General features: G+C 64.8%; 25 protein-coding genes. 18 read left to right on the top strand and 7 right to left on the bottom strand.

The window, feature by feature from the left end; all coding sequences use genetic code 11:
* Positions 1-91: 91 nt before the first annotated feature.
* Both IPP90_06270 and IPP90_06275 read right to left on the bottom strand, forming a co-directional pair.
* Positions 92-2,689 (bottom strand): protein kinase, encoded by a 2,598-nt coding sequence (locus IPP90_06270; protein MBL0170328.1) that lies wholly within the window; start codon positions 2,687-2,689, stop codon positions 92-94.
* 76 nt (positions 2,690-2,765) lie between these two features.
* Positions 2,766-3,215 (bottom strand): acyl-CoA thioesterase, encoded by a 450-nt coding sequence (locus IPP90_06275; GenBank protein MBL0170329.1) that lies wholly within the window; start codon positions 3,213-3,215, stop codon positions 2,766-2,768.
* Positions 3,216-3,263: 48 nt separating this feature from the next.
* On the opposite strand from IPP90_06275, the gene IPP90_06280 reads away from it, so the two are divergent.
* The 9 genes from IPP90_06280 (at position 3,264) to IPP90_06320 (ending at position 8,485) form a co-directional block, all read left to right on the top strand.
* Positions 3,264-3,542: a DUF1905 domain-containing protein gene (locus IPP90_06280; protein ID MBL0170330.1), complete on the top strand. Its 279-nt coding sequence runs from the start codon at positions 3,264-3,266 to the stop codon at positions 3,540-3,542.
* Positions 3,543-3,544: 2 nt separating this feature from the next.
* Positions 3,545-4,102 carry a GNAT family N-acetyltransferase gene (locus tag IPP90_06285; GenBank protein ID MBL0170331.1) on the top strand — a complete coding sequence of 186 codons (558 nt, stop codon included), beginning with the start codon at positions 3,545-3,547 and terminating at the stop codon, positions 4,100-4,102.
* Positions 4,103-4,156: 54 nt separating this feature from the next.
* On the top strand, positions 4,157-4,732 hold the full coding sequence (locus IPP90_06290) for a DUF1211 domain-containing protein (protein ID MBL0170332.1): 576 nt from the start codon (positions 4,157-4,159) through the stop codon (positions 4,730-4,732).
* The gene (locus IPP90_06295; GenBank protein MBL0170333.1) at positions 4,729-5,478 is read left to right on the top strand and encodes a hypothetical protein; all 750 of its coding nucleotides are present in this window, start codon (positions 4,729-4,731) and stop codon (positions 5,476-5,478) included. The genes IPP90_06290 and IPP90_06295 overlap by 4 nt, the downstream gene beginning before the upstream one ends.
* Positions 5,475-5,918 carry a DUF393 domain-containing protein gene (locus IPP90_06300; GenBank protein ID MBL0170334.1) on the top strand — a complete coding sequence of 148 codons (444 nt, stop codon included), beginning with the start codon at positions 5,475-5,477 and terminating at the stop codon, positions 5,916-5,918. The genes IPP90_06295 and IPP90_06300 overlap by 4 nt, the downstream gene beginning before the upstream one ends.
* Before the next feature lie 81 nt (positions 5,919-5,999).
* Positions 6,000-6,650, top strand: a complete 651-nt coding sequence (locus IPP90_06305; GenBank protein MBL0170335.1) for a YidC/Oxa1 family membrane protein insertase — start codon at positions 6,000-6,002, stop codon at positions 6,648-6,650.
* A 65-nt stretch (positions 6,651-6,715) separates the two neighbouring features.
* Positions 6,716-7,243 (top strand): SRPBCC family protein, encoded by a 528-nt coding sequence (locus tag IPP90_06310; GenBank protein ID MBL0170336.1) that lies wholly within the window; start codon positions 6,716-6,718, stop codon positions 7,241-7,243.
* A gap of 29 nt (positions 7,244-7,272) precedes the next feature.
* Entirely contained in the window at positions 7,273-7,824 is a 552-nt protein-coding gene (locus IPP90_06315; protein ID MBL0170337.1) for a CbrC family protein, read from the top strand.
* Positions 7,825-7,990: 166 nt separating this feature from the next.
* Positions 7,991-8,485, top strand: a complete 495-nt coding sequence (locus tag IPP90_06320; GenBank protein MBL0170338.1) for a hypothetical protein — start codon at positions 7,991-7,993, stop codon at positions 8,483-8,485.
* Between the two features lie 9 nt (positions 8,486-8,494).
* Here IPP90_06320 and IPP90_06325 read toward each other — a convergent pair whose 3' ends face one another.
* From IPP90_06325 to IPP90_06340, 4 genes are all read right to left on the bottom strand, one after another.
* Positions 8,495-8,914 (bottom strand): group II truncated hemoglobin, encoded by a 420-nt coding sequence (locus tag IPP90_06325; GenBank protein ID MBL0170339.1) that lies wholly within the window; start codon positions 8,912-8,914, stop codon positions 8,495-8,497.
* Positions 8,915-8,952: 38 nt separating this feature from the next.
* A complete protein-coding gene (locus IPP90_06330; GenBank protein ID MBL0170340.1) occupies positions 8,953-9,462 on the bottom strand; it encodes a PorT family protein in 510 nt (169 codons plus the stop codon).
* A gap of 213 nt (positions 9,463-9,675) precedes the next feature.
* Positions 9,676-9,969, bottom strand: a complete 294-nt coding sequence (locus IPP90_06335) for an Hsp20/alpha crystallin family protein (protein ID MBL0170341.1) — start codon at positions 9,967-9,969, stop codon at positions 9,676-9,678.
* Positions 9,938-12,829 carry a M28 family peptidase gene (locus IPP90_06340; protein ID MBL0170342.1) on the bottom strand — a complete coding sequence of 964 codons (2,892 nt, stop codon included), beginning with the start codon at positions 12,827-12,829 and terminating at the stop codon, positions 9,938-9,940. The genes IPP90_06335 and IPP90_06340 overlap by 32 nt, the downstream gene beginning before the upstream one ends.
* Positions 12,830-13,047: 218 nt before the next feature.
* Between IPP90_06340 and IPP90_06345 the strand changes: the two genes are divergently transcribed.
* The 7 genes from IPP90_06345 to IPP90_06375 all read left to right on the top strand — a co-directional run bounded on the left by IPP90_06345 (position 13,048) and on the right by IPP90_06375 (position 21,572).
* A complete protein-coding gene (locus tag IPP90_06345; GenBank protein ID MBL0170343.1) occupies positions 13,048-14,766 on the top strand; it encodes a GMC family oxidoreductase in 1,719 nt (572 codons plus the stop codon).
* Complete coding sequence (locus IPP90_06350) at positions 14,766-15,491, top strand: gluconate 2-dehydrogenase subunit 3 family protein (protein MBL0170344.1); 726 nt, start codon at positions 14,766-14,768, stop codon at positions 15,489-15,491. Before IPP90_06345 ends, IPP90_06350 begins: the two co-directional genes overlap by 1 nt.
* A 13-nt stretch (positions 15,492-15,504) precedes the next feature.
* Positions 15,505-16,785 (top strand): MFS transporter, encoded by a 1,281-nt coding sequence (locus IPP90_06355; GenBank protein MBL0170345.1) that lies wholly within the window; start codon positions 15,505-15,507, stop codon positions 16,783-16,785.
* A complete protein-coding gene (locus IPP90_06360; protein ID MBL0170346.1) occupies positions 16,785-17,603 on the top strand; it encodes a hypothetical protein in 819 nt (272 codons plus the stop codon). The genes IPP90_06355 and IPP90_06360 overlap by 1 nt, the downstream gene beginning before the upstream one ends.
* Positions 17,604-17,619: 16 nt before the next feature.
* A complete protein-coding gene (locus IPP90_06365; GenBank protein ID MBL0170347.1) occupies positions 17,620-18,354 on the top strand; it encodes a DUF4159 domain-containing protein in 735 nt (244 codons plus the stop codon).
* 135 nt (positions 18,355-18,489) lie between these two features.
* Positions 18,490-20,664, top strand: coding sequence for a DUF1566 domain-containing protein (locus tag IPP90_06370; GenBank protein MBL0170348.1), 2,175 nt, complete (start codon positions 18,490-18,492; stop codon positions 20,662-20,664).
* Positions 20,665-20,693: 29 nt separating this feature from the next.
* Positions 20,694-21,572, top strand: a complete 879-nt coding sequence (locus IPP90_06375; protein MBL0170349.1) for a hypothetical protein — start codon at positions 20,694-20,696, stop codon at positions 21,570-21,572.
* A 167-nt stretch (positions 21,573-21,739) separates the two neighbouring features.
* On the opposite strand, the gene IPP90_06380 is transcribed toward IPP90_06375, so the two are convergent.
* A complete protein-coding gene (locus IPP90_06380) occupies positions 21,740-22,945 on the bottom strand; it encodes a hypothetical protein (protein ID MBL0170350.1) in 1,206 nt (401 codons plus the stop codon).
* A gap of 181 nt (positions 22,946-23,126) precedes the next feature.
* On the opposite strand from IPP90_06380, the gene IPP90_06385 reads away from it, so the two are divergent.
* The gene (locus IPP90_06385; GenBank protein ID MBL0170351.1) at positions 23,127-23,351 is read left to right on the top strand and encodes a hypothetical protein; all 225 of its coding nucleotides are present in this window, start codon (positions 23,127-23,129) and stop codon (positions 23,349-23,351) included.
* 12 nt (positions 23,352-23,363) lie between these two features.
* Positions 23,364-23,795 (top strand): SRPBCC domain-containing protein, encoded by a 432-nt coding sequence (locus IPP90_06390; protein ID MBL0170352.1) that lies wholly within the window; start codon positions 23,364-23,366, stop codon positions 23,793-23,795.
* Positions 23,796-23,896 lie beyond the last annotated feature (101 nt).

A 23,896-nucleotide genomic window follows, 5' to 3' on the forward strand; every position in this document is an offset into this window, starting at 1 on the left:
ACCGCAGAGGACGCAGGCGACGCATCGATATCCCGCGCGCGCCCTGCGGTTCAAGGCAGTTCCTCCGCTACACGACTGGGATCAAGCCTTGTTATCGAGCCGGGCGTACCAGCGATTCAAACGGTGCGTAGCCGTGCAGGGCGTCCAGCTCGAAGGCGAAGTGCCACTGCTGCATGTGGCGGCCTTCACTGGTGGACAACTTGAGCAACTGCACGGCCTGGTCGTTGTCGCCGAGCGCACCGACAATGGCGGCGCGCCAGTAGGTGTGGCCGCCAAACAGCCATGGCTGGTGTAGCGCGCCCAGCGAATCGGCAATCATGCGTGCGCGGTTGCGGTTGCCGCGCGCCAACTCGCTGAGCGCGAGGTAGCCCGTCGCGTCCATGTCTTTCGCATTGTGCGCGATCGTCGTGAACCGCGCGACCGCACTGTCAGCGACTCCGCGGGCCAGCATCGTGAGCCCCTCGTAAAACAACCGGGAAGGGCTGGGTGCGGAAGACGGTGCGCGCTTGTACCAGTCGCCGGCCATCGTGAGCAGCCTGCGGCTGGTGGCGGAATCGCCGTGCACCCGAAACTCGAGCGCGCCCAGAAGCACGTCGGACGGCGCCCGCGCATTGGAATCACGGGTGTCGCGCAATAGCGAATCGGCGACGGCGATGGCAGCCGCATCTTGCCGCAATCCTGCCAGCGCGCGGAGCCGTTGCCCACGCACGAACGCGAGATCGGAGAACGCCGATTCCCGCGTCCTCCACAGCTGCAATTCCCGATCGTGAGCACCGGCTTGATGCAGGGCCTCGGCAAATTCACGCACAAAGTTTCGCGTGGCCTGGCCTCCGATCAGCGCGAATGTGGACTCGGCCGCGAGTAACGCGGGGACGGCGAGTCGTGGCTGCAGCAGGTAGTTGGCCGCCTCACCGACCAGATAGAGTGGAACACCGGCAGAGTCCCGGGCGGCAAGCTGCTGGGCCGCTCGCAGTCCGTTCGCGAGGTTGCCTTCCAGTTCGGCGCGTCCAAAATCCTGTTGGGCGCGCTCGGCCGCGGTGAGGCCGCCCGGGAGGCGGTCAACCTTGCGCTGCAGCGTATCCGCGCGCGCGTACTCGCCGGCGTTGAGGTATTGTCGAATGAGGAGACTGTACGCTTGCACATAGCTGCTGTCGATGGCAATCGCGCGCTCGAAAAACGGCCGTGATCCCCGGTTGTCGCCACCCGTGGCGAACCGTTCGAACCCGGCGGCGAACTCCTGATACGCCGCGTACTTGGGTGCGCGAAAGCCTTCAGGGAGCACGCTCAAGTCTCGCCGTCGGCCCAGCGCGCCCAGCAAGCGATCACCCAACGCATCCACGGCGCCAACCGGATCGGCGGTTGAGCCTGCGGAAGGCACCAACGTCTGCACCACGCGACCGGTCTGCACTTCGCTCACCTGCGCCTGCAGCACCAGCGAGTCGCCGCGCAGCACGACGCTGCCTGACACCAGCAAACCCGCATGCGTCGCGTCGGCGAGTCGCTGCAATCGCGTGGCCTGTCCGCCCGTCGTGTCGCGAAGCGCCAGCAAGACGGTATTGGACGGCACGACATCAATGGCCCCATCCTGCGCGATGTTCTGGGCAAGCCGGTCGGAGGCGATCAAGCCGATGTGGTCGAAGCGCGAGTCGCCGGTCAGATTCTCAAAAGGCGCGATGAGCAGCCGTGACGACACGGCGACGCGCGCCGGAGACGTCACACGCCGCGCATACCAGATGGTCGCCGTGGTGACCGCAGTGAGCAGCAGCGTGGCCGCCACCCAGCGCAGTCGGCGGCGACTTGACGGAGTGTTGGGACGCGAGATCGTGGTCGTTGGTGTCGGTGTGGCCAGCACATCGAGTTCACGTACGACTTCGTCGGCACTCTGTGGACGATCGGCCGGACGCTTCTCGAGGCACCGCATGATGAGCGCCGCGAGCGCGGCCGGCACGGCGGGCCGACGAACCGCCACGCCCTCAGGCGCTTCGACCACGTGCGCGGCCAGCAATGCCTGCGTGGTGCGCCCCGCGAATGGCGGTCGACCCGCGAGCATTTCGTAGGCCACTACGCCAAACGCGTACAGATCGGCGCGATGATCGATCGCCGGATCCGCGCTCACCTGTTCGGGTGACATGTACGCGGGCGTGCCGACGGCCACGCCCGCCGCTGTGACCAGGCGGTGTCCCACCGTGGTGGCGTCGATGAGCGCCTTGGCGACACCGAAGTCCGTGACGAGGGCAATCCCACCCGTCAGGAGAATGTTCTCCGGCTTGATGTCACGATGCACAATGCCCTGTTCGTGCGCGTAGGCCAGGGCGCTGGCGATCTCGCGCAGCAACCGCACGGATTCGGCGACGGGAAGCTCCCCGCCGCGCGTGATGCGATCGCGCAGCGATTCGCCGTCGACGAACGGCATGGTGAAGTACGGCAACCCCTCGGCGCTCCCGGTGGTCAGCAGCGGGACGATATGCGGGTGCTGCAATCGCGCGGCCAACGCGATCTCGCGTTGAAAGCGCGCCATCGACACATCCGCGGCCAGTTCCGGCGGCAGCACCTTGATGACGATGCGACGCCGGAGCGCCACTTCGTCGGCGACGAACACGCGCGACATGCCACCGCCGCCGAGTTCGCGCTGGATGGCGAAATTGGCTCCAAGCGCTGTCTCGAGTTGCGCACGTAGGGTTTGGGTCATTCAAGCTCGTCGGGGATGGGCGTCGCGCACCAACAGGAACATGGGACTGGGTGCCTGCCCATGCAACGCGTCCATCCTAGGCGCCTGCAGTCACGTCCGGATCGCCACACGCCCGCCGCCACGCCACCGTCGGCGCAATCAGTCGACGGGTTGTCAGATCGAACAACCCCACCGTGTAGGTGGCCACGACGCACACTGTCCCATCCGGTGTGCGCATCACCTGCACGACGGTGCCGGTCCGGGTGGACGTGGCCGACGTGTACGTCTCGATCACGATTCGCTGCCGCAGGTGCACTTCGCGCCGGAACTGCACCGTGACCGCCACGATCACCGGCGCCTGGCCGCACTCCCGGATGACATCGTACCCGTGGCCGCGCTCGGTGATCATCTGCCAGCGTGCCCGATCGAAGTACTCCATCGTGGCCAGGTTGTTGAGATGCCCCAGCAAATCGATGTCCTGCTCGTCCACCAGCCACTCGGTGGTGTGGATCGGCCAGCCGGGCAACGGCGGTGCAGGTTGACTCATGTCCAGCGGTCCTGTTTGAGGATCAGATGATAGGATAAGTTGGACACCATGGCGCAACCACTTGGCGGCCGCTTCACCGCGACACTTTTTCGCTACCCTGGCAAGGGCGGTTGGACGTTCGCGCCCGTTCCCGATAAGTATGCACCACCGGTGACGCGTGGATGGGGGCGAACCCCCGTGATCGCCACGGTGAATGGGACCACGTGGGAGACCAGCGTCTGGCGTGGCAAGGATGGACGCACGCTGCTGGCCGTTCCGGCGCAGGTGCGCGGGGCACTGGGCGATGGCGACGCCGTGAAGGTCCAACTCACCTTTCGCTCGCTGTAGCCATGGTGCACACCGTCCTCCCGACCCTGCGCACGCGGCGACTGATCCTGCGTCCATTCACGCTTGCCGACGCCCCCGCAGTGCAGCGACTGGCAGGCGCGCCGGAGATTTACAGCACCACGCGCACCATCCCGCATCCGTACGAGGATGGCATGGCCGAGGCGTGGATCTCGTCGCGCGCGGACGCCTTCGCGGCCGGACAGGCTGCGTCGTTTGCCGTCACGCTCGAGGACAATACTCTCGTGGGCGCCACCGGACTGAATCTGGAGCCGGCGGATCATCGGGCGGAACTTGGCTACTGGATCGGCGTTCCGTACTGGGGGCATGGGTATGCCACCGAATCGGCCGAGGCCGTGATGGCCTTCGGTTTCGAGTCGCTGCAACTGCATCGCATTCATGCCTGTTTTCTGCGACGCAATCCGGCGTCGGGCCGCGTGATGGAAAAGCTGGGCATGCAGTACGAGGGAACGCGGCGGCAGCACGAGGTGAAGCTTGGTGTGCACGAGGATCTGGTGCACTACGGTATCTTGCGCACCGATCCGCGCGGACCGACGGCCTGACACGTGTGGTGATCCTGCCTCACGAGAGTTCCCTCCTCAACGCACGAGCCAGACATGGGTAAGGGACGCCTCGAAGCGTTCAGCGACGGTGTGATTGCGATCCTCATCACGATCATGGTGCTGGAGCTCAAAGTGCCGCACGGTGATGATCTGGCGTCGCTGCAACCGCTGGTGCCCGTGCTGCTTGGTTATCTGCTCAGCTTTGTGTACCTCGGCATCTACTGGAACAACCATCACCATATGCGGCACACCGTAACGCGCGTCACGGGGGGCATCCTGTGGGCGAATCTGCACCTGTTGTTCTGGCTGTCGCTCATTCCGTTCACCACCGGTTGGATGGGAGAGAATCACTTTGCCGCGCTGCCAACCGCCATGTACGGCGTGACGCTCCTCATGTGCGGCCTGGCCTACTTCATTCTTGAACAGGTGATCATTGCCGCACAGGGCGAGTCATCGCTGTTGCGCCGCGCGGTGGGCAACGACTGGAAGGGCAAGCTGTCGCTGGTGTGCTATGTCATCGCCATCGCGTGCTCGTATCAGTGGCGCTGGCTTTCCTTATCCATCTTCGTGCTGGTGGCGCTGATCTGGTTCATCCCCGATCGCCGCATCGAACAGCTGGCAAAACCGTGATCAGTTCACGGGAGTCACCGTTCGTGCCGCGCTGCCCGGCCGCTGTGGCGCTTGGTGTCGTTGGCGTCTTGCTGCTGGGTTGCCAGTCGCGCGAGGCGGACGTGGCGGTGTCCACCGACTCGATCGCATCGACATCCGACGCCGGCCCTCGCGCCACCGGACCATCGCGCCTGGCGTTCACGGTCCCTGCGGCGGTAGCCGGACACCTGCAGCATGTGGGCCTCCGACTGAAGTTCATCGCCTGTGGAGGGTCGGGAGACGCGCGGTCGCTGGAGGACAACGCCACCGATGACGCAATGACATTGCTGCGGGCGCTGGATGGTGCGGACAATGGCCTCAACGTCGTGTTGCGCGTGAATGGCGACCGTATTGAGCAGGTTCGGTACGGCGCGGTCGCGGGCGTTGGCTGCGAGCGACTGCCGCCTGATGGAGAACTCGAGGCCCGCGGCAACGAGCCATTCTGGGCGCTGCGAATCGCCGGTGATTCGGCTCGTATCACGACACCGGCCGAGCCCGACGGCGTGCCATACATGGGGGGGCGTTGGGAGCACATTGACAACACCCACTGGACGTATGCGGCGCAGCGAGCCGCCGGTCCCCGGGACACCCTGCATGTAGCCGTTACCGAGGCGCCGTGCACCGACTCCATGTCCGGTGCGCGGTATCCATTCCAGGTGACTGTGACCCGGGTCAGTTTGACACTGTCCGGTTGCGCGCTTGAGGGACGACAGTCGTTTCCTCCGTGAGCGGTGCGTCGGGGGATGCTGCGGCCGAGCCGCCTGTTCTGTTGTACGACGGCGCCTGCGGGCTCTGCGCTGCCAGCGTGCAGTTCGTGCTTAGGCACGAATCGCCGTCGCGTCCGTCGTCGTTGCGTTTTGCGCCACTGCAAGGCGCGTTCGGTGAGGTCGTGCGCGCGCGCCACCCGGACATCCGGTTGATCGACTCGGTCGTGTGGTATGAACCGCTGGCCAATGGCGCATCCCGCGTGCGCGTGCGTAGCGAGGCCGCGCTAGCGCTGCTGACGCAGCTGGGAGGAAAATGGCGGACGCTCGCTGTCCTCGTTCGTCTGGTGCCGCGTCCGCTGCGGGACGCCCTGTATGACGCCATTGCCCGGCGCCGAACGCGGCTGGTGGCACCGGCGTGTCTGCGGCCGCCAGAGCACGCGTGCCATCGATTTCTGGACTAGGCTGACACCGGCCGGCTGAGGGTGCGTAGGGATTCGACCACCGCCTGCACATCAGCGTGTTCACCGGCACCGGAGTCATCCATGTGGGACAGTTTTGTCGAGTTGCTGCGGCTGACGATCTTCAGCGTGGCGCACGTGTGTGGCGGCAGTCTCGGGACTGCGGTGGTGCTGGTATCGGCTGGCCTGCGCCTGGCGTTGTTGCCGCTGACGCTGCGCATGGCGCGACAGGCGCGAGCGCAGCAGGCGCGTATGAGTCAGTTGACGCCGCAACTTGATCGGCTCAAGCGGCGGTTCGCGGATGACCCTGCCGCACTGATGCGGGCCACGCGCGCGCTGTATGCCGACAATGGCGTCCGGCTGCTGTCACCGTCTGCGGTGATCAACATGATGGTCCAGCTTCCGGTGGTTGGCGGGCTCTTCGCGGCGGTGCGCGGCGGCTTGGGCTCACGTGTGCGTTTTCTGTGGATCGTCGACCTGGCGCAGCCAAACCGGTGGCTGCTGGCCCTGGTCACGGTCCTGAGTACCGCAGCGCTGGCGACCATGCCCGCCGCTCCCGGTCAGTCGCGCGCGCCATCGATTGCCTGGCTGCTGTCGATTGGCATGACGATGGCGTTTCTGTGGTCGGCGTCCAGCGCGATTGCCCTCTCGATGGGCGCCAGTTCGATGGTCACCGTGCTGCAGAACTGGCTGGTGTCGCGCGACGCGCGGCGGTCCGGTATTGTAGTGCGGTGACGTCGCAGAATTCCCTATGAACTCCCGTTCGTTGCTTCCCTCCGCTCACCTTTGCCGCTCCTAGCATGCTCAAGAAAATCCTTCTCGGTGTGGTTGTGTTCGTGGTCGCCGTGCTGGGCTACGCCGCTACTCGGCCCGATTCCTTCAGTCTTGAGCGCACCATCAGTATCAGCGCCGCGCCCGAGAAAGTCTTCGCGCACCTCAATGACTTTCACGCCTGGGAGGCCTGGTCGCCGTGGGCCAAGCTCGATCCGGCGATGACGACCACGTATGATGGCGCGACGAGCGGTGTCGGTGCGACCTACGCCTGGAAGGGGAATTCAGACGTCGGGGAAGGGAAGATGGAGATCACCGGCTCCACGCCGGCCACCAGCGTGACCATCAAGCTGGATTTCCTCTCGCCGTTCGAGAGCCACAACACGACGGTATTCACGCTGACTCCCAACGCGAACGGAACGGATGTCACCTGGACCATGTCCGGTCCGTCCACGTACATGACGAAGATCATGACCAGCTTTGTCAGCATGGACAAGATGGTAGGACCTGACTTCGAGCGCGGTTTGCAGCAGTTGAAGACGGTCTCCGAGAAGTAGGCCGTGCGGTCCTCCACGGATTCTCACGCATGACCGGGCTCCCCCACTTCCGTTATCACCCCGATCCGCTGGCCAGCGGCAGCGTCGTCATCTCAGACGCGACATGCGAATGCTGCGGCGAAGCGCGCGGCCACGTGTATACGGGACCGTGCTATGCGGAAACCGAGCTTGAGGACGCCCTGTGTCCCTGGTGCATCGCCGACGGCAGCGCGCACGAGCGCCTTGACGTCACGTTTGTGGACTCTGAGGCCTTTGATGACGACGCGGCCGAGGCGGCCGAGGCGGCACAGTCGTGCATCATGGAGCGCACGCCGGGTTTCCATGCCTGGCAACCGGAGCGATGGCCGTCGTGTTGCGACGAACCGGCCGCATTCGTGGGGCCGTTCGGAATTGCCGAGATCCGCGAGCGATTCCCGAAGATTGAGGGGTCGCTCATGACGTCGATTGTGTACGACCTGGGGGTGAGCGGCGGGGCCGCCCAGCGGCTGCTGGACTCATTGAAACGGGACGAGGCGCCGACGGCATTCGTGTTTCGCTGCCTGCACTGCGACGGGATGCCGGCGTATGTCGACCGGATGTAGGCCGCGCGTTGCCATTGGAGCCATCCTGATCGGGTTCCTGGGTGCGTATGCGCTACCTTTCAGGCATGCCTTGGCTCAACACTCCGTGACGGCACCGGTAACGCTCGACGTTCAGATAACGGTTCTCGAGCCTGATAAGACTCCTGCTGCGGGGATTCCACTGCGCGTGGTTCTCGGCTCGGCTTTGACCTGGCAGGCGGCCGATGAGGGTCAACGGCTCACAACCGACGAGCACGGTCTCTGTCACCTGCACCTGTCGGTGGCGTTGGACGAGCGCCGACACAAGATGCCGACCAACTTCTTTTCGAGTCTGGTGGCGTCACGCGAGCGAACGCGTCACCTGCAAGTCGCGGTCGAGATGGACTATGCCGGGCGGCCGTGGTTGACGGCCATCGACGTCGATCATTTCGAAAACGGCACCAGCACCCAGCTGGACCCGATGCGGGTGTTTGGTCGCGCCGCCAACGGGCGCTTCACCGACGACATCCCGCTGCGTGAAGGCACCCGTCATGCGCGACTGCCGAAGGGCGTGGTGATGCCGGTGCCCGGCTTCGATCTCAGCGGCTTGACGCTCGATCCGGATCCGTCTGTTCCCGGCTCGACGCAGTGGACGCTCCGGATGATTCTCACGCGATGGCCGGCACCGGTTGTGCGCGACTGAGTTCGCGCGTCAGGCCAGCGGCAGGCCGTCGGTAACCGGCTCCGGTTGGTTGCGCATGTGATCGGCCAGCTCGCGCAGTCGTTGCCACAGAAAGGCGCGCGTGTCGTCCGGCATTGCCTGGTGTTCGAGGGCACGCTGCATGCACCACAGCCACTCGTCGCGTTCGCGGGTACCGATAGTGAACGGCAGGTGTCGCTGACGCAAACGCGGATGGCCGTAGCGCTCGACATAGACGGGTGGCCCGCCGGTCCAGCCCATGAGATACAGATACAGCTTCTCGCGTGACTGCTTGAGACTGGCGGCGTGCAGCGCCCGGACGTTGACCGCCTCGGGCGCGCTGTCCATCAGGTCGTAGAAGCGATCGACCAGTTGGCGGACGCCAGCGTCGCCGCCGAGCAACTCGAAATGACTGGGAGGATTGGACGTCATGCGTTCAATCCTAATACAGCGGGATACATCAGGATGTGTCAGCGGCGGCCGAACAGGAGCCCCGCATAGACGGTGAGGGTGCCATTGCGCACGCGCTGTTCGAGTGCGGGGCCGTCGTCCTTGGAAATGTTGGCGAGCCCGACGCCATACCGCGCGCCGCCGGTGACGCCAAGTCCGCCGACATGCAGATCGACGCCGGCCCCGACGGTGGCGCCCCAATCGATGGTCGTGGGCTCAAGGAACGCATCTCGGCTGCAGTCCGACGAGGTGTTGGGCGCGGTGCTGACCGTGACGCTGCAGCCGACCTTGAAGCTGATGCTCGGGCCAACGTAGAAATGCGGGCCCAGCAGTGAGGTGAGGCCGCGGTCGAAACGGAGCAAGAGCGGAATCTCGACGTAGTCGAGCTTGATGTCGGAGGTGCCGCTGTCAAAGTGCAACTCGGCGCCCTTGTTGATGAACAGCAATTCGGGCTGGACCGCCATGCGTCCACTGAGCGGAACCGTGAGCGAGGCGCCGAACATGGTGCCGGTGCGGTTCTTCGCCTGCACGTGTCGAGGCCATGCAACTGCGAGAACGTGCCGCCTGCGACAATGCCGATGCGCTGTGCACGCACCGGCATCGCCACCACCGCTGCCAAGGCAACGGTCATTGTAGTTGCCTGCAACCAATTGACTTTCATTTATGAGCTCCGGAATCGAGGGATGGAAAGTCGGTCATACCCTCAGACACCCGGTGGGTGCCATACTCGGCACGGTCTGATATCAGCCTTTCGTGAGATTGATCTGCCGACCCTTTGCCTGCGGCAACTTCGGCAGGGTGATGGTCAGCACGCCTTTCTCGAACACGGCCTTTACATGCTCGACGTCCACCGTGCGCGGCAGCGCGAACGAGCGCTGGAACGCGCCATAGTACCGTTCGGTCACGTAGTACGCCTTCGCCGGCGGCGCATCGGTGGTTTCCTGCTCCTTCTCCCCGGAAATCGAGAGCACGTTGTTCTCGATGTTCAGCTTGAGGTTCTTCTCCTCAAGTCCGGGCAACTCTGCGGTGAGCACCATCGCGTCGTTGGTCTCGGAGACCTCGACGGCCGGAATCCACGATCCCACGCGGGAGACGTTGGACGCCAAGAACGGGTCGTTCATCATGCTGCGCACGAGTCCGGTAAATCCCTGATCGGCGAGCGTCGGAAACGGGTTGGTGCTGCGAGTAGTGAGGGTTGACATACAGTCTCCTGCGCGCCGTAGCGCGCCCTGAGTGGTACGCGAAGTCTGCGCATACCTCAGGCGTCACACATTCGGCATTTCCCGCAATATTCGTGCGGGAATGACCTACCGCCGCGCCCGTGTTCGCCAGCATCCACGGCGACGTTGCGGTGCCCACGGCAACGAGTCCCTCGAAGTCGAGATTCACCGGAGTCGACGGGCTCTGCGAATAGGCGGCGGCGGTTGCCGCCGAATCCCGCGTATCGGCGGTTGGCGCGGAGAGTGTGTTGGTGCTGGCCACGTCGGTGCCGACCACATCGAAGCGCATGTCGTCAACGAGCAAGGTGTTGGTGGCCTGAAACTGCGCGCCGAAGGAAATGCCGATGGCGTTTGTCGGCACGTCGAGCACGACGGTCACCTGTCGCCAATTGCCATACCCGGACACCGCGCGGCTCTGCATGTTGTCATAGGCCAAGGTCAATCCCGGCCCATCGACGCGCATCCAGATGCCCGAGGACACGGCGTTCGCGACATTGCGCGGCTTGACCCACGCCGTCAGTCGTACCCGCTTTCCGCGATACGTGTCGGCGCGAATGGCCTGGACCAGTACATAGAGGCTGCTGAAGCCCACCTGGAACGCGCTTGACAGGTATGCCGCCGTCGCGCCGCCATGGCGGTCGGTGATGGTCGTGCCGATGCCGGACGTGGAAGCGGTCGCGCCCCAACCCGCCGGCGCGCCGGGGATGACGGTCAGCTCAGGCTGCTTGATCAGCGACTCGTTGAGGCAGCCCGTTGGCGCTACCGCCAGGCACAGCAGTGCGACACCGCGACGCAGTGTCCGTGCCGTCATCGGCAACGCGGATAGGCGGGATCCGCACCGGCGATGGCCGGGCGATCCTTGCGTTGAGCGATGGCCATCATGACATCGTGGATGAATCGCGCGAGGCGCGCGCTGTGCTCGTACTCGATGTACTGCGGTTCGTCGGTCGGCTGGTGGTAATCCAAGGCGTAGCCCAGGGGAGAAGTAGGTGACCGGCACGTCTTTCAGCACGTAGTTGACCTGGTCACTGCGACAGAACCGGTTCATCGGGTTTGCCGTCACATCCCACGACTTGTCGATGGCCATGGTTTCGCTGCGCACCGCGTTGACCGAGTCGATGATGTCTCCGAATTCACGGGACAACCGACGCGAACCCAGCGTCTGGACGGACGTGGGTCCGCCGAATTTCACCTGATCCACCCGTCCCTTGCCCAGCATGTCCATGTTGTGCGCGGCGACAATCGACGTGAGCGGGATGGTGGGATGATCGACAAACCACTTGGACCCCAGCAGTCCGGCTTCTTCGCCCTGATGCGAGACGAAGATGATCGATCGGGCCGGCTTCTCGGTGGCGAAGCGTTCGGCGATTTCCAGCAGCACGGCGGTGCCCGACCCATCGTCGTCGGCGCCGTTCATGATGGAATCGCGACGCGGCGCGCGGATGCTGCGGGCGCGCGCAATCAGCGAGTCAATCTGGCGCTGCTGGTCGGCCGTGGGGGTGCAGGCGGGATCGTTGCTGCCCTGCTTGCGGGTGATCATGTTCACCGCGCGCAACGAGTCGTGATCGACGGCGACGGGGTTCGTGCCGACGTGATCATTGTGTGCGCCCACCAGCACGTATTCCGCAGCGCGCGCCGGATCGGTGCCGGGCAGGATGGCGACGACATTTCGCGCGGGCGTGGGCGACATGCGCCACTCGTAACTCCAGTTGGCGGTGACAGGCTGACCCGCATCGCCAACGGAAAGTTGTTCAACCGACTTGCCAAAGAGCGCAGACGCGGCGGACCTGGAGATGGTGGCGCCGCTCATGGTGCCTGTGTTTGCCACCGGCGTTACGGGCTGCATGCTCAAGCGACCCGTGAAGGCACCGTTGCGCGCGGCCGCGTTCATGTCGTCCAGACCAATCACCAGGACCGCCACCGCGCCAACGCGTTGCGCGCGCAGGTCGCGCAGCGCGCCTCCGGCGCCCCCTCCGGCCGCCGCAGGACGTCGAGCCCCAGCCGGAGTGGCCTCCACCGCCGCGGCCGCGGCCGCGCCAAACTTGTTGGGGACGTCGGCACAGCTGACGAATGACACCGGGGCTCGTCCACCGCCGGCATTGGCGGCGCCAGGTCCGGCCAGAAACACCGCCACCTTCCCGGCGAACGTGGCCGGATCGAGCATCACGGTCGTGTCACCCCACCGCCCGGCAAAGACCGTCGGCGCGCTGCGAAGTTCGGCCTTGCCGGCAAACCCATTGGCGCCGGTTGGCGCCGTCGGGACCCATTCCGACTTGGCGGTCAATGGCTTTCCGGCAACCATCAGCCGGGAGGTGCTGCTGTCGAACCCCAAGGGTCCGTACGGCATCACTTGAAAATAGGTGCCGCTGTCTCCGGCGGGCTTGAGCCCCAGGCGCTTGAACTCGCGCGCGATGTAGTCCGTGCCCTTCTGATTGCCCAATTCTCCCATGCGACGCCCCATCATGGAGTCATCGGCAAACTGGTACAGCCGGGTCCGCAAATCGTTGGCGGTGATTTCGGGCGACGTGGGCCGAGGTGCCCACGTGCGTGGACCTTCATCGGGCCACACCGGCCGCTCGGCCTTGGATTTCCTGGCGTCGACGGTACGGGATTGCGCGGCGAGAGGAGTGGCGACAGAGAGCAGCGCCAGCGCACTGGCGAAAGCAGCACGAATCACGGGTGGGATCCTGGACAACGGAAACGGTGGGAAGCTGAGGTATGCAGAAAGGTACGGCGAAAGCGGGTGAAGCGTTCGGCCTGATGTGCGACCTCCCGGCCGCGTGAATCCGGCGTACATTGGGATCGATTCCTCAAGGAGCTTCCAGCGTGTTCGACAGTCAGAAATCGCAGACCAAGTACGACGTGATCGTCGTGGGATCCGGTGCGGGTGGCGGCATGGCCGCGTATCAGTTGGCCGTGGCGGGTCTCAAGGTGCTCGTCCTCGAAGCGGGTCGGACGTACGATCCCGTGCGCGAGACGCCGATGTTCCAGCTGCCGCGTGATGCCCCGTTGCGCGGTGCGGGCACGCGCGAAAAGCCGTTCGGCTTCTACGATGCGACGGTGGACGGCGGTTGGGACGTACCCGGCGAACCGTACACCAACGCGCCGGGCACTGACTTTCGCTGGTGGCGGGCGCGCATGCTGGGCGGTCGCACCAATCACTGGGGTCGTATTTCGCTGCGCATGGGCGAGTATGATTTCAAGCCCAAGTCGCGCGACGGACTGGGCGCCGACTGGCCACTGACGTATAAGGATCTCGCGCCCTACTACGACAAGACCGAGATGCTGGTTGGCGTGTACGGCGGAGACGATGACCTTGAGAACACGCCCCGTTCGTCACCGGGGGTGCTCATGCCGCCGCCGGCGCCTCGCGCCGTGGAACTGCTGGCCAAGAAGCATGCGACGCCGATGGGAATTCCCGTGATCCCGGCGCATCTGGCCATCATGACGAAGTGGCAGGACGCGAAGACGCTGCCGCAGAAGATCCATCCCACCAACAAGCTGGCGCAGCGCGTGCTGCGCGAGTCGATGTTGAGTCGGCAGGCCTGCTTCTGGGCCACCCCGTGCGGCAACGGTTGCTCCATCAAGGCCAACTTCCAGTCGACGACGGTGCTGTTGCCCCCGGCGTTGGCGACCGGCAACGTGGATATCGTGCCCGATGCGATGGTGCGCGACATCACCGTGGACGCCAAGGGAAAGGCAACGGGTGTGCATTACATCGACAAGAACACGCGGACCGATCGTCATGTGACGGCGCGTATTGTGGTGCTGGCGGCCAGCGCCTGCGAAACGGCGCGCATACTGCTCAACAGCAAGAGCCCGGCCTTCCCGAACGGCCTGTCCAACAGCAGCGGGCTGGTGGGCAAGTACCTCATGGATACCGTTGGTGCCGGGATTGGCGGACAGATTCCCGCGCTGGAGAACTTGCCCGCGCACAACACCGACGGTGCCTCGGGCATGCACATGTACATCCCGTGGTGGTTGTATAAAGAACAACTGGGCGGGAAGCTGGGGTTCGCGCGCGGATACCATGTGGAGTTTGGCGGCGGGCGCGGTATGCCGGGACCCGGCATGTTCAACGGGCTCGAGTCGTTCACGGGCGGATCGTACGGCAAGAAGTTCAAGGAGGACGCGCGTCGCTACTACGGCACCTTCATGTACTTCGACGGCCGCGGCGAGATGATCCCCAATGAAGACAGCTACTGCGAGATCGATCCGGATGTGGTGGACCAGTGGGGGATACCGGTGCTGCGATTCCACTGGAAGTGGTCGGATCACGAGTTGAAGCAAGCGGTGCACATGCAAACCACCTTCGCGCAGATCATCGAGGCGATGGGAGGCAAGGTGCAGGGCACGGTGCAGACCGACGGCAATCGCGCCATCGCCAAGGGCGGTCAGATCATTCACGAAGTCGGCACGTGCCGCATGGGTGAAGACCCGAAGACGTCGGTGCTCAACCCGTACTGCCAGTCATGGGACGTGAAGAACCTGTTCGTCACCGATGGTGCGCCGTTTGTGTCGAACGCTGACAAGAACCCCACGCTGTCGATTCTCGCCATGGCCTGGCGGACGACGGACTATGTGCTGGAACAGATTTCGAAGCGGGAGATCTAATGGAGACGGGAGACGGGAGACGGGAGACGGGAGACGCGCGATCGGCGGATGGTGCGTCGACGGACGGCGTGAATCGACGCGACGCGCTGAAGGTGATGGCGGCGGCGGCGAGTCTGCCGATTCTCGAAGGCATGGCCGGCACGGACGTGGAGGCACAAACGGCGGCACCGGCGGCCACTGTTGCGTCGCAACCAGCGCGACTCTCGTCGGGACCGCGCGGCACGGCCAGTGATCCGGACTTGTTGCGACCCAAGAAGGACTGGCCGCGCAAGTTGTTTGCGTCGGAATTGGTGACGCTGGCCGCGCTGTGCGATGTGATCATTCCCGCCGATGCGAAATCGCCAAGTGCGTCGGCGGTGGGGGTGCCGGCCTACATCAACGAACACGTGAGCGCACCGTATGACGGCAATGCGCGTGACCTGGTACGGGTGCGCGGTGGTGTGTCGTGGCTCAACCTGGAAAGCACGAAGCGATTTGGTCGCACATTTGCCAAGCTCACGAACGCGCAGAAGACGGCCATTTGCGACGACATCTGTTTCTTGCCCAAGGCGAAGCCGGAATTCCAGGCCGGCGCGCGGTTCTTCGACCTGGTGCGCGACCTGTCGGCGACCGCGTTCTACACCACCGATGCCGGCATGAAGGACATCGGGTACGTGGGGAACGTGGCGCTGCCCAAGTGGGATCTCCCTCCGGCGGCCGTGCTGAAGCATCTGGGTCTGCTGTAGCTTGACCCGTTCGTTGATTGAACACGAAGTCCCCGACGCCCCGTCGGCCACGATTCGTTCGGCCCTGCCGACCATCGTGGTGGCGGGGCTCGGCTATTTCGTGGACCTCTTTGATCTGCTGCTGTTCAGCGTGGTGCGTCGTTCGTCGCTGACTGCGCTGGGATCGGGGACCCGACTGCTGGAGGATGGCGCCTGGGTGCAGAACGTGCAGCTGGTGGGCCTGATGATCGGCGGCGTGGCGTGGGGCATGATTGGTGACAAACGCGGTCGACGCACGGTGCTGTTCGGGTCGATTCTGCTGTACAGTGCGGCCACGTTCGCGAACGCGTTTGTCACCAGTGTCGGGCAGTACGCCCTGCTGCGATTTGTGGCGGGCATTGGATTGGCCGGCGAACTGGGAGCGGCGCTCACGCTGGTGTCGGAACTGGTACATCCGAAACAGCGTGGCACGGCGACGGCGCTGGTGGCGATGCTCGGTGTGCTGGGTGCCGTGACCGCGGCGCTGGTTGGTGACCAACTCGACTGGCGCTGGGCCTACGCGGCCGGCGGGGTGATGGGATTCGCGCTGCTCGGACTTCGACTGGGTGTGCGCGAGTCGGCACTCTTCATCCGCGCTTCGGCCCAGCCTCATGCCGCATCGCGCGGTCGGCTGCGCACGGTGTTCGCGACGCCGGAGCGTGTCGGTCGCTATATAAAGGCGATCCTGATTGGCGTCCCCATCTGGTTCGCCGTGCCGATCCTGGTGACGTTTGCCCCGGAAGTGGCCGTTGCCGTGGGGGTGACCGAACCGGTCAGCGCGGGACAGGCCGTGCTCTGGTTCTATGCGTGCACGTCGCTGGGCGATGTGAGCAGCGGTTTGCTCAGCCAGTGGTGGCACAGTCGGCGAGCGGCCGTAGCGGTCTTTCTGGCGATTCTCAGCCTCGCGGTGGTGCTGCTGCTGAGTGGCATGGCACACACCGCGCGTGGATACCTGATGCTGACGGGGGCGTTGGGGTTTGGCAGTGGCTACTGGGCGGTGATGATTACGATGGCCGTTGAACAGTTCGGAACGGACGTGCGCGCCACGGTTGGCACCTCGGTCCCGACGTTTGTGCGGGCCAGCGGCGTGTTGATCACCATGCTGTTCTTGACGCTGCGCGATGCATCGCCTATCAGTGGATTGGGTGAGGGTCGACCGGTGGTTGCCGCGGCGGCCATGGTCGGTGCTTTGAGCATCCTGGCGGCCCTGTGGGCGCTGGCGACGTCGCGCGAGACGTACGCTCGCGATTTGCGGTTTACTGAGGAGTTGGCCTAGTGGGCACGAAGAGTCTGTGGCAACGCATCCGTCGCGTCTGGATCATCACCGGTATCTCCGCGACGGTGGTTTTTGTCGGGTGGTGTGCCATCGCCTACCGCGCGACATCGGAGGCGAAAGCCGCCATGAAGAGCGACGCGCGTGTGCAGGTGGCTCCTGACGTCGGTGTGGTGCGCTTCACGGCCGCTGGTCAACCCGGCAAGGTGCCGGTGGGACTGCTGTTCTTCGCCGGCTCGCTGGTTGATCCGGTGGCCTACGCGCCGCTGGCGCGCGCGGTGGCGGCCGCCGGCTATCCCGTCATCCTGGTGTCGTTGCCGCGTCGCGGCATGTTCGGCGGTGCCGACTCACCGGAGGTGCTGGGGACTGCCCTGGGTGCCATTCACGAGGACGAGCGCGCGGTGCAGTGGCTGATTGGCGGTCATTCGCGGGGCGCGGTGGTGGCGTCGAAAATGGTGTCGGAAGTCGCGTCGCTGGGTGGCGGCAGCGTGGCGGGGTTGCTGCTGGTGGGCACGTCGCATCCGCGCGATGTGGATCTGTCCCGCTACAAGCATCCTGTCACGAAGATCTTCGCCACGCGCGACGGACTCGCGTCGATGGACAAGATCGAAGCCAACCGCCGATTGCTGCCCGCGAGCACGCGCTGGGTGAAGATCAAGGGTGGCAACCACTCGCAGTTCGGCTGGTATGGGTTCCAGCCGGGTGACCGTTTTGCCACCATTTCGCGCGACGCGCAGCACGCGCAGATGATTGCCGCCATCATCGAGTCGCTGCGCCTGGCCAGCGATCCGCGCCGCGCGGCGCTCGCCCCGCTGTACTGAGCGGCCGAATGCGCCCATGACGCGACGCTGGCTGTTGGGTGTGGCGAGTGCCGCAGCGCTCGCGGTCACGGCGGCAATCGCCGGGTCCCAGCGTCGTGTGTATATCGAGCCCAACGCGCCTTATGACGGGCGGTTCACGTTCGTGCGGCTGCGGTACACCGTGTACAACCGCAGCGGCTGGGAGTTCGACTATCCCGCGATGGAGCGCAACTTCATGACCATCGCGAACGATCTCAGCACGCTCCATCCGCACGTGCGCGAAAGCAACATTCATCGCATGGACGATCCGCTGCTGTCGCACTATCCCATCGCGTATTTGTCGGAGCCTGGCTACTGGCTACCCGACGAACGCGAGGCGGCGGGGTTGCGCGATTGGATCGCCAAAGGCGGATTCCTGATTGTCGATGACTTCTACCTGCGCCAGTGGGAGAACTTCGAACGATCCATGCGCCTGGTGATGCCGCAGGCACGCATGATCCCGCTCGACATTTCGCACCCCATCTTCAATTCGTTCTTTCATCTCAAGACCCTGGACGGGATGACGCACCCCGACAACGCCTCGGCGAAGGCCGTGTATGTCGGGATCTTCGAGGACAACGATCCCACGAAGCGTCTGCAGGTGATCATCAACTACAACAATGACATTGGCGACTATATGGAGTGGTCGGGTGGCGGCTACTATCCGGTGAACATGTCGAATGACGCCTACAAGTTCGCCACGAACTACGTGATCTACGCGCTGACGCATTGAGCCGCCGACGTAACGGCTCGGCTTGCCGGCGTATTGGCGGTTCCGCTAGTCTTGTATGATTCCCCCCTCCGCCGTCGACGGTGTTGCGCGACGCGGCCTGCCTGCCCCGAACAAATGTCGCTACCACGAGGAGTTATGAACGCTCGTTCCGCGCGCCGTATTGCCATTGCCGTGGTCCTGCTGTCCGGCTGCTCCGGTGGCGGCACGAGCGACCCCGTGCCGACCACTCGCACGGTGACGGTCACCACCAATGGCAGCGGCAGCGGAACGATCACGTCGTCGCCGGCCGGTGTGTCGTGCGGCGCGACGTGCAGCGCATCGTTGAGCACGTCGGTGGCGGTCTCACTGTCCGCCACACCGGCCGCGAATTCTCAGTTCGTAAGCTGGTCGGGCGCCTGCACGGGGACGACAGCCAGTTGCACCGTGCCGGCGGGCACCACGGCGGTGTCTGCGGCCGCGCGCTTTGACCTTTCGGTATACGCGCTCACGGTGGCGCTGGCGGGCACCGGCACCGGTTCTGTCACCTCGGCGCCAGCAGGCGTCACCTGCGGCACCGATTGCACCGAGGGCTACAACGCCGGCACGGTGGTCACGCTCACCGCCGCGCCGGCCGGTACGTCGTCATTTACGGGCTGGTCGGGCGGCGGCTGCACGGGCACGGGAACGTGCGTGGTCACCATGAATCAGCTTACGAATGTCACGGCGACGTTCACCCTGGTGACGAATACGTTGACGGTGGCTTTGGCGGGCACGGGCAGCGGCACGGTGACGTCCACGCCAGCCGGCATCACCTGCGGCACCGACTGCAACGAAGCCTACACCGCCGGCACCGTGGTCACGCTCACCGCAGCCTCGGCCGGTTCGTCCACCTTTGCGGGTTGGTCGGGCGGTGGTTGCACCGGAACGGGGACATGTGTGGTCACGATGAATGCGGCCGCAACCGTCACGGCCACTTTCACGCTCGTGAGCTTCACGATGACGGTGAATCGAACGGGTACCGGCAGTGGCACGGTGACGTCCTCGCCGGCGGGCATCAACTGCGGCAGTGATTGCACCGAACCCTACACGTCCGGCACCGTCGTCACGCTCACCGCGGCCTCGGGCGTCGGTTCGAACTTCACGGGGTGGTCGGGTGGCGGTTGCACGGGCACCGGGACCTGTGTGGTCACGATGACGGCCGCCACGACCATCACCTCCACCTTCACGCTGCAGACGAACACCATGACGGTGTCGCTGGTTGGCGCGGGCAGCGTGACGAGCGCGCCGGCCGGCATCAGTTGCCCGGCGGACTGCACGGAACCGTACGCGTTCGGGACCGTCGTCACGCTCACCGCGGCGGCGACGGATGGGTCCGCATTCACCGGGTGGTCCGGCAGCGGGTGCAGTGGAACGGGATCCTGCGTAGTCACCATGAACTCGGCCAGCAGCGTCACCGCCACGTTCAGCGTGGTTGCGCCCGGGTGGCCGGATTCGGGTACGCGGTTCTGCACCGACCTCCTGGCCAGTGTCACCTGTCCGGCCGGCGTGGTTGGTCAGGACGGATTCTATGCGATCAATGTGCCCAACTACGTGGTCGTCGGTGGTCGAGTTCAGGATCCGATCACCGGACTGGTATGGGAGCGCAGCCCGTCGATCGCCAATTTCACCCAGGCGGCCGCCATCACGTATTGCGATGATCTCGTCCTCGACGGCGCCACCGACTGGCGTGTGCCGTCCCTGCTCGAGTTGCTCAGTATTGCCGATTTCGGCAGCACCGGCCCCGCATTCACGTCGTCGGCGTTTCCCGGTATTCCGCCCAACTCATATTTCTGGACCACGACCGACCGAGCCGGAAATCCGGCGCAAGCGTACGGCATGAACACCAACTACGCGGTCACCAACTACGTCACCAAGTCCGACCCGTCCGGGCACATTGTGCGCTGCGTTCGCGGCACACCGTTCAGCGGCGTCCTCACCGTTGCCGGTGGCAGTGTCACCGACAGTCGCACAAATCTCGTATGGCAGAGCGGCACCGCACCTACGGATTTGTCGTGGCAGGATGCCCTTACCTACTGCGAAGCGTTGAGCCTGGACGGCCGCACCGATTGGCGTTTGCCCAGCGGCAAGGAACTCACCAGCATCATCGACCCGACGCAAACGAGTCCGACCATCTCACCACTCTTTGCCTCGCGACCCGCCACGCGATTCTGGTCGTCGTCGGTGTTGGCAAACTTCCCCAACAACGCGTATGCCATCGGCTTCGCGACCGGCGTGAGCGCCGACATTGGAACGGTGTTCAGTGAGCTCCGTTCCGTGCGGTGCGTGCGTTAGCACGGCAATCACAATAGGGCACCAGACGAGTGACGACGACGTTCTCGCCGCAGCATCTGGTGCCCGACGGTCGGGCCATGCTGGCGTGCACGTGCCTGATCCCCGATGGATGGACGCGGCTCCCCGTCCCAGACGAGGAGATTGACTTCGACAATCGGGCAAGCGTCAGATCGGATTTCGATCGGCTGCTTGGCGCGTTCGCACTGGATGAGGTGCACGGCATGACCGCACCGATCCTTCGTGCGATGACATCGGAATCGGCTATTGATCTGACAGCGATATCGGAAGCGTTGGCGATGTCGGGGTCGCCCCCAGACGCTCCTGACGCCGCCGACAGTCGGCCCGCGCACGCCGCCGATGTCGCGCTGGCTGATGATGCCGCAACGCTCGACCCTGAACATGTGATCAATGCGCGACTCCGGGACAGTGGCGCTGGCCTCGTGCCGCGCGTGCTTGAGGTAGTGAATCACGAGAAGTTCGCGGTCGTCGCGGCTGCGGCTCTGGAATCGACGTTCCGGGTGCCGTTCGGGTGGCATGTCATCGACGATGGCCGACGAACGCTGATCTTCGATGTCGCCGGCGGTGTGCAGATCAATCTCAGTCAGCGCACGTCGCCCGAAAACGTGTACGCGGTGCTTCAGTCTATCGGCGACGACCTCGCCGCCGAGCATCCGCAGGCGCAGTTCCTCAAGCTGGAACTGCTTGGATGTCCCTGCCTGGCTATGCGGGATCTCCGCATCGACGGGGAGTCGTTGGATCAGGCGTATCTTGCGCGCCCGTCACACCGGGAGCAGTGCGCGCTGGTGTGCCGAGTGACCGCCACGCGCGCGGAGATGACGCGGGCCATGAATGCGGCTGAGGTGATCTGGATGTCGCTGCACGGTCCGGCGTCGGACACGGACGACTAGATCGCGCAACGGGCATCTGGCGGGAGAGGATGTAAGCGATGAGGCGCCTCTGGAATCGCGAATACGGTGCGGTTGATCGAAGTACCCGCATTCCGCGGCCACGCGCGAAAGACTGTGCGGGTCTTCGCGCCAGGCGCCACAATCGATCGGCGTCCGGCCCCTCGGCGTCACGGCCGGCTGAACACGGCCCCGTGCGGGACCCCCTTGGTGGATCCCCCGTGCGGCCACGTCTTGTTGTCCATGCGGAATCCCGGCACCGTGGCCCCTTCGTCGCGAAACCGTGTATCACGCGACAACTGTCCGGTGGTGGAGGCGAAGCGCAGCATCTGCACCGTGTGCTGCATGGACGCGTATCCGGTCACCACCACGCGTCGCCGATCCGGCGAAACGGAAATCCAATGGGGTACATCGGTGGAGTCGAACGCGACACGGCTCACTTCCTTGGGCGCCCGCGGATTGGAGAGGTCGAGACTCACCACCGCGCTCCATGCAGGAACGGTGACGAGATAGTAATGGCCCACGATGGCGGGAATCGCGCAGCTCGTGCCGTCCTTGCGCGGGAACGCGCCAACCTGCACCGCAGCTGGCGCATCGCCTTCCAATCCCTCCAACAGGAAGAGCCCACAGCTGAAGGTCGACACCAACACCGTGCGTCCGTCGGCCATCAGCCTTGGCTCGGCGCTGAGCACACCATTGGGCCCGGGAAGGGTGATGTTCTTGAGCAACGCGCGATCGGACAATCGCCACAGCTGCACGGTGCGCGACGGCTCGAAGAAATCCTTGTCCATGTCGGTCGACGTGGTGACAATGCGATCGATCGAAGGCACGATGCCGGCACTGTACACGCGCAGCCCCGAATCGGCGCCGGGTGTATCGGCCGACGCGGATCGCACGCGCACGCCGGCCGGCGTGAATTCCACCAGTCCGCCGGCGCGCAGGTGGTCGCCTGTGTGCGTCATCTGAAACGTTGCGAGCACGTTGCCACCCGGCAGGCGCAGGAACGAGTGCGGGTGCATGTACCCGTCCACATCGCCGAATTCCGCCGCGATGCGCGGTGCGTCGGGCGCGGACAGGTCGAAGACAAAGGTGCGCCCGGAGCCGAAACCGTTCGCGAAGAGCTGACGGTCGGCGGGCAGCTCGTGCTCGGTGTGGTGCGGGAAATTCTGCCGTCCCGGCACCGGGAGCGTGGTGACGAGACGACCGTAGCGCCCGGTGTCTTCGGTGACATCGACGACCGCCAGGAAGTCGGGCTGCGTGGTGTCGGCCGACGCGGTCCACAGATACAGATAGTCGCGCGCCGGAGCGACGGTATCGGGGCGCGGTGCGCAGGCGACGCACAGGGCGAGCAGGGTGACCACGCGGAAACGGTTCATGTCGAAAGACGGTGGTGAATGTCAGGGGCGGACCGATTGGCAACGCGCCACGCCCAAGTTCGCGTGTGTAGAGAGCGACGTCAACGATCCATCGTCCTTCTCTCTGCCGATTGGATGGAAGAAAGACTAGGCTTCGCGACACCCTACTTCGCGAGGAACCCGATGCGATTCATTCGCATACGTGGCCCATCCATCGGGACAGGCCGAAACGGTCTTTCCGGCGACCATTGTGCACGACACGCTGTTGGTGTTCAACAATCCGGCCCACGACTTCCCCCAGCAGATCAGCTATCGCCGCGTCGGTCGTGACTCGGTGGTGGCACGCATCGAGGGCACTCGCGGAGGGCAGGTACGGGGCGTCAATTTCCCGATGAAGCGCGTGCGCTGTGGTGGTGACGCTCTCTGACCCGAGCAAGAGATGCCGGATATCCTCCTGTCGTTCCCGATTCTGCGCGATGCACCCACGGTGTTCGACGCCATGACCGCGCCGGCCGGTCTCGACGGCTGGTGGACACTGGACTCCGAAGGCCTGCCAGTATTGGGAGCGCAGTACCGTTTTGGATTCGGGCCGTCGTGTCAGTGGACGGGCGAGGTGACACGCTGCGAGGCGCCCCGGGCCTTTGAGTGGACCATGCGTGACGCGGACGCCGACTGGACCGGGACCCGTGTCGGGTTCACGTTGAAGGACATTCGAGGCGGCACGCTGGTGGAGTTCTTTCATCGCGGGTGGCCACTGGAGAACGAACACTTTCGCGGGTCGAGTTACTGTTGGGCGTCATACCTGCGTATCCTGCGTCGCCATCTGGAGCACGGGGAGCACGTGCCCTACGAGCAGCGCGACAGCGTGTAGCACACGGGCACTTTCGCGCAGCGGACCAGCGGTGCAAACTGCACGCATCCTCTGTCTTCGAGATGTCGATGCCGAACTCGTACCGCCTGCGCTGCGCCATG

The organism is Gemmatimonadaceae bacterium, assembly GCA_016720905.1.
Classification (GTDB): Bacteria; Gemmatimonadota; Gemmatimonadetes; order Gemmatimonadales; family Gemmatimonadaceae; genus Gemmatimonas.